Annotated in this window: 9 protein-coding genes; 8 read left to right on the top strand and 1 reads right to left on the bottom strand. The window is 73.1% G+C overall.

The genetic code is table 11. The features are described from left to right. Nucleotides 1–518, top strand: a 518-nt coding sequence (locus ACFVXC_RS05100) for a phosphopantetheine-binding protein (protein ID WP_389901501.1), incomplete at its 5' end; no start/stop codon positions are given. A gap of 67 nt (nt 519–585) precedes the next feature. Here the strand turns inward: ACFVXC_RS05100 and ACFVXC_RS05095 are convergent. Beyond that, on the bottom strand, nt 586–3,033 hold the full coding sequence (locus ACFVXC_RS05095) for a M20/M25/M40 family metallo-hydrolase (protein WP_389901499.1): 2,448 nt from the start codon (nt 3,031–3,033) through the stop codon (nt 586–588). Between the two features lie 266 nt (nt 3,034–3,299). Here ACFVXC_RS05095 and ACFVXC_RS05090 point away from each other — a divergent pair, with 266 nt between their 5' ends. From ACFVXC_RS05090 to ACFVXC_RS05060, 7 genes are all read left to right on the top strand, one after another. After that, nucleotides 3,300–3,518, top strand: coding sequence for an MbtH family protein (locus ACFVXC_RS05090; protein WP_383275329.1), 219 nt, complete (start codon nt 3,300–3,302; stop codon nt 3,516–3,518). A 49-nt stretch (nt 3,519–3,567) separates the two neighbouring features. Next, nucleotides 3,568–5,889 (top strand): AAA family ATPase, encoded by a 2,322-nt coding sequence (locus ACFVXC_RS05085; protein ID WP_389901497.1) that lies wholly within the window; start codon nt 3,568–3,570, stop codon nt 5,887–5,889. An 82-nt stretch (nt 5,890–5,971) separates the two neighbouring features. Beyond that, nucleotides 5,972–7,225, top strand: coding sequence for an MFS transporter (locus tag ACFVXC_RS05080; RefSeq protein ID WP_389901496.1), 1,254 nt, complete (start codon nt 5,972–5,974; stop codon nt 7,223–7,225). Next, nucleotides 7,222–7,998, top strand: coding sequence for a sulfotransferase family protein (locus ACFVXC_RS05075; RefSeq protein ID WP_389901495.1), 777 nt, complete (start codon nt 7,222–7,224; stop codon nt 7,996–7,998). Before ACFVXC_RS05080 ends, ACFVXC_RS05075 begins: the two co-directional genes overlap by 4 nt. Beyond that, complete coding sequence (locus ACFVXC_RS05070) at nt 7,995–8,405, top strand: VOC family protein (RefSeq protein WP_389901493.1); 411 nt, start codon at nt 7,995–7,997, stop codon at nt 8,403–8,405. Before ACFVXC_RS05075 ends, ACFVXC_RS05070 begins: the two co-directional genes overlap by 4 nt. A 16-nt stretch (nt 8,406–8,421) precedes the next feature. After that, the gene (locus tag ACFVXC_RS05065) at nt 8,422–9,318 is read left to right on the top strand and encodes a thioesterase II family protein (protein ID WP_389901491.1); all 897 of its coding nucleotides are present in this window, start codon (nt 8,422–8,424) and stop codon (nt 9,316–9,318) included. Between the two features lie 15 nt (nt 9,319–9,333). Next, complete coding sequence (locus ACFVXC_RS05060) at nt 9,334–12,717, top strand: amino acid adenylation domain-containing protein (protein WP_389901489.1); 3,384 nt, start codon at nt 9,334–9,336, stop codon at nt 12,715–12,717. Nucleotides 12,718–12,743: the final 26 nt, after the last annotated feature.

Genomic DNA, 12,743 nt, shown 5'->3' with positions numbered 1-12,743 from the left:
CCGACGGACACACCCACCTCGCCACCTACTACACCACCAACACCCCCACACCCCCCACCCCCACCCAACTCCGCACCCACCTCACCCACCACCTCCCCCCCGCCATGATCCCCACCTACCTCACCCACCTCACCACCCTCCCCCAACACCCCAACGGCAAGACCAACACCACCCAACTCCCCCCACCCGTAGCGGACTTCGAGGGTCAGGGTTCGGTGGGCGCGGAGCGCGTGGAACCGAGGGACGAGGTGGAGCGGGAGCTCGCGCTGATCTGGACCGAGGTGCTCGGGACGCCCGCGTCGGTGGGAGTGCGCGACGACTTCTACGCGCTGGGCGGCCACTCGCTGCTCGCCGTGCAGATCGTCTCGCGGGTGCGTGACACCTTCGGGGTCGAGCTGCCGCTGGAACGGATGATCAGTGGTCGGCCCACGGTCGAGGCGCTCGCGGCGGCCGTCCAGGAGATTCAGCTCTCCGACACCGACGAGGCCGAACTGCTCGCCGCCCTGGCCGCCTTGTAACCGTCGGCGCGCGCCGAACGGCCCCGGGGGACATCCGCCCGGGGCCGCTCGACGAGAGGTGCGGTGGTCAGCCGCGTACGGTCAGACCCACCGCTGTGACGTCGGTCAGGCTGGCGCCCCAGGTGCCCCACGTCAGGTCCTTGGGAAGGGACCCCGCGCCCTGCGGGAGGCCGCGCGAGTACGCGGTGACGCGCAGCGGGATCTCTCCCTTGCCGGTGACCTTCACCGTGATGTCGAAACCGGCGGCGGGGATGCTGTAGAGGGCGAAGCCCCACTTCCACGGCCCGGCGGACGTGGGCCGGTTGGTGCCGCCCTTCACATGGGCGCCGATGACATCGGCCCCGGCGACGGTGTGCGCGGAGGTGTCGGCGAACAGGCTCACGTACGAGGTGCCCGGCTCAGGCTTGATGTGGAGGCGTACGGTGCGGGCCCCGCCCCGTCCCGCCGGGCCGGGTTTCACCGTGACGGTCGGCGCGGCCGGGCCGCTGCCCGACGCGGCCGTCGCGATGTGCGTCTGGGTGGCGAGACCGCCTGCGAGGGTGGTCGGGAAGGTGGGGAACTCGGCCCGGATGTCGGCGTGTTCGGACCCGGCCAGGGCGCTCGTCCACTTCGGCGGGGCGTTGTCGGAGCTGATCCAGTGCCCCGTGCCACGGTCGGCGTCCCACGCGTAGGCCAGGTTGGTGTGGCGGGGGTGGTTCGCGTCGAAGGTGTCGAGGCGTACGCCGGTGAGGACAAGGGCGACTCCGGCCGCCAGGGCCAGCCATGTGGTGATCGGTGCGGTACGGCGCGGCAGCAGGCCGAGCAGCGGTACGGACGCCGTGGCGAGCAGCGCCATCACGGCCAGCGGCGCCACCGCGAGGGACAGGCCCAGCGTCGGGAAGACCAGCACGATCACCGGCAGCAGCAGCGGCAGGGCGGTGAGGGCCGCCACTGATACGGCCACCGTGCGCCAGGTGTCCCCGGACTCCGTGGGCTCCGTGGGCTCCGTGGTGCGCAGCGCGACGCACAGGGCCGCACTGCCGAGGAGTACCGGCCAGGTGAACAGGTAGGCGGCGCCGGGCGCGAGGAAGGCGGTGAGCAGTCCGAGGCCGGTGAGCCAGCCCCAGCCGCCCAGGGCGAGTTGAGGGGCCGTCACCTTGCGGCGCAGCAGCAGGTACCAGCCGAGTACGGCCGCCGCGGTCAGCGTCAGGAACGCGGCACGGAACCACCCGGGGCGGTAGCTGTCGCCCATCGAGAGGTCGGCGTATCCGGGCCGTATCGCGCACAGCAGCTCCCAGCCGCCGAAGCCGACCACGGCGGCGGCGAGCAGCGCGAGCGGGAAGGTCAGCGCGGCGCGGCCGATTCCGCCGCGGGCCATGCCTCGTCGGCCCGCGTACCAGACCGTGACCGCGTAACCCGCCGCGGCGAGCAGCGCGAGCGGCAGGACGAGGTAGCGCGGGTAGTGGACGAGCAGGCCGGTCACCGTGAAGTAGGTGTCGTCGCCGCCGTCGCGCAGTTCGGTGAGGTCACGTCCTGACAGGTCACGGGCGGCGGCCAGGGTGTTGTCGCCCTGGCTCTGGATGCTCGCGGCGGAGAGGTTCGCGACCGAGTCGCCGGGCGTGTGGTAGTTGGCGGACCCGTCCACGAAGGCGAAGTTGAGACCTCCGAAGCCCTCCTTCTTGAACTCGGAGAAGTCGGTGTCGTTGGGCAGGTACGTGTAGACCTCGTCGGCGAGTGACGTGGCGATGGGCCGGTCCGCGCCGCTCAGCGCGGACAGCGCTCCGCTGTTGCGGGGGCCCGACTCGAACATGATCGACGGGCCGGATGTGCCGCGTGCCTCCAGGTTCAGGACGACGGTGTTCGCCGGGTCGAGCGAGCCGCCCGCCACGAAGGCGTGCGCGCCGAGCAGGCCGGGCTCCTCGCCGTCGGTGAACAGCACGTCCACGGTGTTGCGGGCCGTCCTGCCGTCCGCCCGCAGGGCCCGCACCACTTCGAGTACGGCGGCCACGTTGGCGCCGTTGTCGGACGCTCCCGGCCCGGCGGGCACAGAGTCGTAGTGCGCCATCAGGAGCAGATGTCCGGCGTCGGCGCCCGCCGTGCCGGGGAAGACGGCATGGATGTTGGCGACCGTGGCCACCAGCGCGGTGCCCTCCTCGTCGCGGGACACCGGCTGCGCCTGCGCCTTCACCCTGCCGCCGAGATCGGTGAGGCGCCGGGTGAGGTAGTCGCGGGCCGAGGCCGAAGCCGGGCTGCCGAGCGGGCGCGGCTCCTTGCCGATCACCTTGGCGTCTTTCAGGGCGCGTGCGGCGGAGAACTCAGTGGGCGACGCGCCGGCCGGCTTCGCGTCCGGCGCCTGCAGTGTCCACACGGACGCACCGGTCAACAGCGCGAACAGGGCGAGGACCACGAGCGCGGCCCAGCGCGCTTTCGACGGTGCCTTCGTGTCCGACGGCGCCTTCGTGTTCGACGCTGCCTTCGTGTCCGATGGTGTCATCGTGCGCGCGGGAACAGGGGCGCTGGCCCCGGAATTGGGCATGGTGAAGCACCAGTCTCTCCGTGTCTCGGAATGTTCGGCAATTCGGGCGGTCGGCTCGGAACGCGTACTTCACCGGAATTATCGAGAGGCCCAAGGTGCCTTGTCGCTCCCATCTGACAAGGTGTTTCGCCGAGTTGACATAGTCCGGGCGGTCCGCCGGGGCGAATTGACAAAGTCCGGCCGTCGTTCTGGCGGCCCCTCGTTCGCTGGCTAGCTTTACGTCGGTATTGAACTTCCCCGTCGAATGCAGAAGCCGGAGAAAAACAATGATCAATGCTGCCGTTGAGACCTACTGGGTCGTCGTCAACGACGAGGAGCAGTACTCGGTGTGGCCGACCGGGCGTGAGGTGCCGGAGGGCTGGCGCACCGTCGGGGTGACCGGTCCCAAGGACGAGTGCCTCACCTGGATCGACGCGAACTGGACCGACATGCGGCCGCTGAGTCTGCGCCGTTCCATGGGTGACGCTCCGGCCGCCTCCGCCTGACCTCTCCCGCCGAACCGCCCAACCGACCAACGAGGGGGAACGAGCTGTGATGGCCCATTGGCAGCAACTGCTCGATGAGCTACTGGCCCAGGGTGGATCCGCCCGTGGGCTTGAGATCGCCGGGGACGCCTGGAGCGGCAAAACCCGCCGCCTGGACGAACTCGCCCGCCGTGCCGCGAACAGCGGCTGGTCCGTCGCCCGTGGCCGTCCGGGCCGGCTCCAGGACTCGGCGCCGTTCGGGCTGTTCCTCGATGCCCTGGACGATCTGGTGACCGCGCGGGGCGGGGAGCTGCGCGCCCGGCTCGGCGAGGAGGAGCAGGAGCGGCTCGCCGCCCTGTTCCCCTCGATGAGTCAGGGGGTGCCGCACGACCACCCCTCTTGCGATCTGTACCGCGAGTGCCGGGCCATCCGTACTCTGATCCATGAACTGGCAGGAGAAAGCGGCCTGTTGCTGATCCTCGACGATCTGCACCGGGCCGACGCCGACTCGCTCGACCTGCTCGGCTACCTCCTTGAGCGGCCGCCGGGCGGGCCCGTGCTCATCGCGGTCGCCCACCGCCCGCGCCAGCTCGACCACCGCACCCACACCCTGCTCGCCGACGCGGCGGCCCGCGGTTTCGCGCACCGCGTCGAGCTGGCCCCGTACGCCCTGGACGACCCCGAGCTCACCGCGCTCGTGCCGTCCGGCGCCGACGACCGCACCCGGCGTACCCTGCTGCGGCGCAGCGGCGGCAACCCCGGGCTGCTGCTCGCGCTCGCCGCGACCGGCACCCAGGCGCCCTTCGCCGTCCCGGCCGAGCCGCCCGCCCGGGTGGCCGCTGCCGCGCTCGGTGACTTCCAGGGGCTGGGACCCTCCGGCCGTGCCATGGTCGGCGCCGCCGCCGTGCTCGGTGACGCCTTCGACTTCGCCATCGCCGCCGCCGTCGCGGGACTCGACGAGAGCGCCGCGCGCGCCGGGCTCGACGAGGCGCTCGCCGAGGACCTGGTGCGGCCCGTCGGCGAGGGGGCCGACTACTGCTTCCGGGACGCCGTCGTGCGGGCCGTCGCCTATCACTCGGCGGGCCGCGGCTGGCGCTCGGGCGCCCACGCCCGTGCCGCCGCAGCCCTGCGCTGCCACCAGGGCCCGGCCGAACTCCGTGCCCAGCAGCTCCTGTACGCCGTCGAGGTGGCCGACGACGAGGACGTACGCGCTCTGGTGGACGCCGCCGAGGACGCCGCCCCGCGCGATCCCGACGCGGCCGTGCGCTGGGCCCGGCACGCGCTGCGGCCCGCCGTCACCGCCGACGTCGCGCTGCGGGCCCGCGCCCAGAGCGTGCTCGGCCGGGCACTGCTGCACAGCGGTGAGTTCGAGGAAGGCGCGGCCGTGCTGCAACGCCTCCTCGCCCCCGGTGCGGACGTTCCGGCCGCGCAGCGCTCCGAGGCCGTCGCCTCGCAGGCACTGGCCCACCGCTTGATGGGCCGCCCGGAGGCCGCACGCCAATTGCTGCACGCGGAATTCCCCTCCCTCACCACGTGCGAGGGGGACTGCGCCGCTTCCGCTTCCGCTTCCGCCGACACCGAGGACGCCGCCGGGGCTGGCTGCTGTGCTCTCCGGCTCGCCATGACGGCGCTGGTCCTGGAGGCCGGCGGCTCGTGGAGCGGGGCCGACCGGGCCGCTCTCACCGCGCTGGGCGCCGCCGCTCCCCGCGACCCGTCCGCGCTCGCCGCGCTCGCCGCCACCGAGGCGCAGTTCGGGCGTACGTCCGCGGCCACCGAGCACGCCGAGCGGGCCGCCGCCGTTGTCGACTCGCTCCCCGACGAGATGCTCGCCGCCCACCTGGAAGCCTTCCAGTGGCTGGCCGGGACCGAGCTGTTCCTCGGCCTGCCGCGCGCGGCCGAGACCCACCTGGAGCGGGCGGTCGCACTGGCCCGGCGCTTCGGGCAGGAGCACCTCGCGCCCCGGCTGCTCGTCGGCCTCGGCCAGGCACGGCTGCGCCTCGGCTACTTCCCCGAGGCGCTCGCCTGCGCGGACGAGGCCGAGCGCATCGCACGTGGCACCGGAGCGACGCCGATGCTGGCGCTCGCCGCGGGGCTGCGCGAGGAACTGGACCTGCTGCACGGCGTCGCCCGTCCCGCCCCTCAGGAGCCCGCGCCGCTGCTGCCCGAACTGAGCGGACGGGAGCGGGAGATATCCGTCCTGGTCAGCCAGGGCCACACCAACCAGCGCATCGCCCGCACCCTCGAACTGAGCCCGAAGACCGTCGAGACCTACCTCGCCCGCATCTTCAAGAAGCTGGGCGTGTGCTCACGGGCCGAGGTCGCCGCGATGGTCGGCCGCGCCGCCCACCTGGTCGCCCAGGAGCCGGTGCCCACCGCAAGGCCTGCCGCGTGAGGCGGCGCCCGGTGCGCCGGAGTACCGGAAACGACCTGGGAGTCCAGAGCCCCCAGGGTGCCCCGCGAGAAGGGACGGCGTCATGACGGCCGCGCCCGAGGAGGCCGAGCTGACCGGCGGGGCGGCGACAGCCCCCACCAGCCTCGGCGGACCCTTCTGGCGGCTGTGGACCACCACCTTCGTCGCCTCCTGGGGCGACGGACTGCGGCTCGCCGCGCTGCCGCTGACCGCCGCGCTGTTCACCCGCGACCCACTGCTGCTCTCCCTCGTGACCTTCGCGGGCCAGCTCCCCTGGGTGCTCGCGGGGACCTTCGCCGGAGCCTTCGTGGACCGGCACGACCAGCAGCGCGTCATGTTCTGGTCCGACGTCACGCGCGGCGGGGTCGCCGCACTGTTCACCCTCGCCCTGTTCACGGGGCACGGTCACATCGCGCTGCTCATGGCGTTCGCCCTGGTGATGGGGGTGGTGGAGACCCTGCGCGACAGCGCGGCGCTCGCCCTGCTTCCCCGCCTGGTCGCCGAACCCCTGCTCGACAAGGCCAACAGTCTGCTGCAGGGCGGCGCGATGCTCTGCGTGGAGCTGGCAGGGCCGCCGCTCGCCGCGCTCCTCCTCGTCTCCGGTACGTCCTTCCCGTACGCCGTCGACACGGCCACCTTCGTCCTCTCCGCGTTCCTGATCGCGGGCCTCGCGGGTCGTGTGCCGCCACCGCCCGCCCGTACCGCGCAGACCTCGCTCCTGGCCGACGCGGGAGAGGGGATCCGCTGGCTGTGGCGGCACAAGGCCCTGCGGACGGTGTGCGCGCTGGTCGGCGCCTTCAACTTCGCGCTCAGCGCCGTCGTCGCGGTGGCCGTCCTGTACGCCTACGACGTCCTGGGCGTCGACAGCGTCGGCTACGGACTGCTCATGGCCGTCATCGCGGTCGGCGGGGTGGTCGGCGTGATCGTCACCCCGGCGCTGACCCGCAGGCTCGGCCGCGAGCGGACGGTGCTCCTCTTCTGCGGGCTCGCCCCGCTCTCCTTCGCCGTCGCCGGCGCCACGTCGCAGCCGCTGTTCGCCGCCGGGGTGCTCAGCACCGTCGGCATGGCGCTCGCCGTCATCACCATCGTCACCACCTCGCTGCGCCAGGTCCTGGTCCCCGCCCACCTGCTCGGCCGGGTCGGCAGCTCCTACCGGCTCGTCGCGGTCGGCATGTCCCCGCTCGGCGCCCTCGCGGGCGGCGCCACCGCCTCCCTCGCCGGGATGCGGGCCCCCTTCTACCTGGCCGCCGCCGTCCTCGCCGTGGCCTGGGCGTTCAGCCTCCCCGTGCTCTCCCGCACCCCGAAAGGAACCTCATGACCACCCCCAGGACCGCGCGCACCGGCCCGGCCGTGATCGCCATGTGGAGCCCCCCGCGCTGCCGCTCGACCGCCTTCGAGCGCATGATGATCGAGCGCGGAGACGTGACCGTCCTGCACGAGCCGTTCAACGTCCTCGTCAGCAAGGGCAGTTACGAGATCGAGGGCCGCGCCCTGCGGAGCCAGACCGAGCTCCTTGACGCGATCATCGATCTCGCGAGGACCGGTGGCCGCCCGGTCTACTTCAAGGACACCACCGACTTCCGGTACGCCGAACTGCTCGCCGACGCCCGGTTCACCACCGAGATCCAGCACACCTTCATCATCCGCGACCCCGCCGAGGCCATCGCCTCGCACTTCGCCCGCAACCCCGAACTCACCGTGGACCAGGGCGGGTTCGGCCTCTGCCACGAGATCTTCGAGACCGTCCGCGCCGCCACCGGCACCGTACCGGCCGTCGTGGACGCCGACGACCTGGTGGCGGACCCGGCGGGCACGGCAGCCGCGTACAGCCTGCGCACCGGACTGCCGCACCGGCCCGACGCGCTCAGCTGGCAGGCCGGTGAGCGCGGCGAATGGCAGGTGTTCGAGGAGTGGCACCGCGACGCGGCAGCCAGCACCGGCATCCACACCCGGTCCGGCGACTACGCGGACACCGTCCACAACAACCCGCGCCTCGCCGCCCTGCACGCCGCCCAGCTCCCCTTCCACGAGGAGCTGCGCGCCCACCGCATCGGGGACCGCGTCGCCACGCGGGGAGGAGCCGCCGTATGACAAGCCGCTTCGAACAGCTCGCCGTGGACTGCCTTGAGCCGCGCAGGCTCGCCGCGTTCTGGTGCGCCGTCCTCGACTACACCGTGCACGAGGACCGCGACGGCGAACTCGTGGAGATCGGCCCCGCCGCACTCGCCCCGCTCGACGAACTGCGCCGCACCCCGGTCGCCCCGCAGATCGTCTTCGCCCGCGGCCACACCACGAAGATCCGCAAGAACCGGCTGCACCTGGACGTCTGCCCCATCGACAGCGATCAGGCGGCCGAGGTGCAGCGCATCATCGCGCTCGGCGCCCGCCCCATCGACATCGGCACGGCCAAGGAGGCGAGCTGGACGGTGCTCGCCGACCCCGAGGGCAACGAGTTCTGCGTACTGCGCAGCCTCGCGCCCGGTCACTTCGAGGAATAAGAGGAGCGGTAGGGGCATGAGCGGTTCATCCATCCCATCCTCGGCGCAGACGCAGACGCAGACGCAGACGCAGACGCAGACACAGACGCAGACGCAGACGCAGACGCAGGCGCAGGCGCAGGCGCAGGACGAACAGCGCCGTGCGGTGGGGGCAGGCTCGCCCTGGCTGCGGACCTGGCACTCCGGCGGCCGCACCCGGCGGCGTCTGCTGTGCCTGCCGCCGGCCGGTGGCGCCGCGCACGTCTACGGCCGGTGGGCGACTCGGTTGCCCGCCGGGACCGAGGTGGTCGCCGTCGAGCTGCCCGGCCACGGCACGCGCATCGGCGAGCGCCCGCTGACGCGGATGGCCGACGTCGTCACCGGCGTCGAGACGGCGCTCGACGGCCTCCCCGAACTCCCGCTGGTGATCTTCGGCCACAGCATGGGCGCGGTCGTCGGCCTGGAACTCGCCCGTTCGCTGCGCCACCGCCACGGCCACCCGGTGCACGCGGTGATCGCCGCCGCGTCGCCCGCCCCTTCGACGCCGCCGCCCGACCGCTGGGCGAAGGGCGCGGCCACCCCCGACGAGGAACTGCTCGCCCTGCTCGACCACTCCGGCAGCCTGCCGGACCAACTGCGCGAGCACAGCGAGTTCCTCGACCTCTACCTGCCGGTGCTCCGCGCCGACCTGGAGATCCTCTCCGGCCACCGCTCCCGCCGCGAAGAACCCCTGCCGTGCGCGCTGCGCGTGTACGTGGGCGCCGACGACCCGCTGGTCTCCGAGGCCGAGGCATGGCCCTGGTCGCCGAGCGACATCGCGGGCGACCGCCGCCTCCGCCTCTTTCCCGGCGGCCACTCCTTCCTGCACGAGCACCCCGGCCCCGTCCTCGACGGCCTCGCCCGCGATCTCGCCCTCGTCACACCCGGCGCCTGAGCCCAGGAGCAGCAGATGAACCCCCAAGCCCCACTCGCCGAGACCCTGGCCGGGCTCACCCCGCAGCAGCGCGCGCGGCTCACGCTCGAACTGGCCCGCCGCAAGGCCGCGAAGAACCCGGTGGTCCCAGCCCTGCCGCGCACCACCGGCGGCGAACAGACCTTCCCCGCCTCGCCCGGCCAGGAGCGGCTCTGGTACCTCCACGCCCTGGAGCCCGACTCCACGGCGTACGTCCTGCCCATCGTCCTGCGGCTCGGCGGCACCGTCGACACGGCCGCCCTGCGAGGAGCACTCAGTACGCTCGTCCGGCGCCACGAAGTGCTGCGCACCGTGTTCCGCGAGGACGCCAACGGCCTGATCCAGCAGGTCGTGCGGCCCGCGGGCGAGGTGCCGCTGCCGGTCACCGAACTCGCGCCGGGAGTGAGCGACGACGCCCTCTGGGAGCGGGTGCGCGGTGAGACGGCCCACCCTTTCGACCTCGCCGCCGGACCCCTGGTGCGGGCCTCGCTGCTGCGCCGCACCCCGACCGAGTGGGTGCTCGTGCTGTGCGTGCACCACATCGTGGTGGACGGCTGGTCGCTCGGCGTCCTGGTCGGTGAACTCGCGCAGGCCTACGAGGCCTGCGCCGAGCGGCGCGCCCCGCGGCTGCCCGAACTCACCGTGCAGTACGCGGACTTCGCCGTCTGGCAGCGCGAGCGCCTCTCGGGCGAGCAGCTCGCGGAGCACCTGACGTACTGGCGTGGCCACCTCGGCGGCGCCCCGGTGCTCGACGTGCCGGGCGACAGGACGCGCGCCGCGGAGCAGTCCTTCGCCGGGGACTCGGTGCCGCTCGACCTGCCCGCCGCCCTGGTCGGACGGCTGACCCGCCTTGCGGAGAGCGAGTCGGCGACCCTGTTCATGGGGCTGCTCGCCGGGTTCTCGGCGGTCCTGGGACGCTGGGCCGGGCAGCCGGACGTCGTCGTGGGCACCCCGGTCGCGGGCCGTACCCGTACGGAGCTTGAGCCGTTGGTCGGCTTCTTCGTGAACACCCTCGCGCTGCGCGTCGATGTGGGGGGTGGTGCCTCGTTCCGTGAGGTGGTGCGGCGGGCACGGCGGACCGCGCTCGACGGCTTCGCCCACCAGGAGGTCCCGTTCGAGCGCGTGGTCCAGGAACTCGGCGTCGAACGCGGCACCAGTCACCCCCCGGTCGCCCAGGTGATGCTCGCGCTGCGCAACGTCCCCATGAGCCCGCCCGCCCTTGGTGACCTGAGCGTCGAGGTGGTCGAACTTCCCCGTCCCGTGGCCCAGTTGGACCTGAGTGTCGAGTTGGCGCCCACGCCGGACGGCGGCCTGAGCGGCGCCCTCGAATTCTCCTCCGAGCTGTACGACCGTGCCACCGCCCGGCGTCTGGCGGCGGGCGCCGTCGCGCTCCTGGAGGCGGCCGTCGCGGACCCGGAAGCCCCGGTGGCGCACCTCGACATGGTCGGCGATCAGGAGCGCGCGTTGCTGCACGCCTTCGGGGGCAGGGACATCGAACCCTTCGCGCCCGCGTTGTTGCACGAGTTGGTGGAGCGCCGGGTGGACGTGGATCCGGCCGCGACGGCGGTCTGTGGTGACGGTGCGGATGAGACCGGCAAGTGGTCTTACTCGTACGGCGAGTTGGACGAGCGGGCCAACCGGTTCGCGTGGTGGTTGCGCGAGCGCGGGGTGGGTGCCGAGTCGCTCGTGGGGGTGTGCCTGGAGCGCGGTCGTGACCTGGTTCCGGTGCTGCTCGGAGTGCTGAAGTCGGGCGCCGCCTATCTGCCGCTCGATCCGTCGTATCCGGCGGACCGGATCGGTCATCTGGTCGCGGACGGGCGTCCGGCCCTGGTGCTGACATCGGCGGGCGCGGACGCGGTGCTCGCGGGCATGGCCTCGGACACCCTGATCGTCCGTGTCGAGGGCATCGCCGACGAGCTCGCGACCCGGCCCACGACCCGCCCCGCCGTCCCGCTGCACCCCCTGAGCGCGCTCTGCATGCTCTACACCTCCGGCTCGACCGGCCGCCCCAAGGGGACGCTGCTGCACCACCACGCCCTCACCAACCGGCTGCGCGGCATGGTCGACCAGTACGGCTTCCACCCCGGGGACCGGGTCCTGCACAAGTCGCCGCTCGGCTTCGACCCGCACCTGTGGGAGTGCTTCGTCCCGCTGATGACGGGCGCCCGCGTGGTCATGGCGGCGCCCGGCGGTCACCGCGACCCGGGGTACCTGCTCGACCTGTGCGAACGCGCCCGGATCAGCTGCGCCGACGTCGTGCCGTCCATGCTGCGCGCGCTCCTCGGCCACGGCGGGCTCGACGCGCGCGCCGCCGGCCTTCGGCTCATGCTGTGCGGCGGCGAGGAACTGCCCCCGGACCTGGCCGCGGAGTTCGTACGCCGTCTGCCGGGCGCCGAGCTGCACAACATGTACGGGCCGAGCGAGACCACCATCGACGCGACCACCCACCACCTCACCGCCCCCGTCCCCGACGGCCGCGTCTCGATCGGCCGCCCGGTCCCGGGCTCCCGGGTGTACATCCTGGACGAGGCCCTGTGCGAACAGCCGGTCGGCGTCCCCGGTGAACTCTGCGTCGGCGGCGTGCCGTTGGCGCGGGGGTACCACGCCCGGCCGGGCCTGACGGCCGACCGCTTCGTGCCCGACCCCTTCGAGGCGGGACAGCGGCTCTACCGCACCGGCGACCTGGCGCGCTGGCGGCACGACGGCACGGTGGAGTACCTCGGCCGCCTCGACCACCAGATCAAGATCCGCGGCCAGCGCATCGAACCCGCCGAGGTCGAGGCCGCGCTGCTCGACCACCCCGCCGTCGACCAGGCCCTGGTCACCACGGAACCCGGCGCGGACGGCGCCGCCCAACTGGTCGCCCACCTCACCGGCACGGGTGCCCTCGACGCCGCCGAGCTGCGCGGCTTCCTCGCCGAACGGCTGCCCCCCGCCATGCTGCCCAGCTCCCTGGTACGCCTCGACGCGTTCCCGCTCCTGGCCAACGGCAAGGTCGACCTCAAGGCCCTGAGTGCCGCGCCGGGCGAGCGCCTGGTCACCGTGACCGCCTACGAGCCGCCCCGCGACGCCCTCGAAGAGGTACTCGCCGGGATCTGGGCCGATGTCCTGAAGGCCGAACGGGTCGGCGCCCAGGACGACTTCTACGACCTCGGCGGACACTCCCTGCTCGCCACCCAGGTGGTCTCCCGCATCACCGCGATGCTGCGCGTCGAAGTCCCGCTGCGGGCCTTCGTCGGGGTGTCCACCGTCCGCAGGCTCGCCGCCGTGGTGCGCGAGGCCGCCCGGGGCGAGGGGCTCGACGTCGACCAGATCGCCGGACTCGTCCTCCAGATCAGCGGCCTGGCCGCGGACGAGATCACGCAGCAGCTCAAGGACTGACCAGCCCACGGCTCCACCACTTTGGA

The sequence above is a fragment of the Streptomyces sp. NPDC058257 genome, assembly GCF_042881845.1.
In the GTDB taxonomy this organism is placed as follows: Bacteria; Actinomycetota; Actinomycetes; order Streptomycetales; family Streptomycetaceae; genus Streptomyces.
Note: the sequence above shows the minus strand (reverse complement) of the source record. Positions and strands in the feature narration are given on the sequence as shown.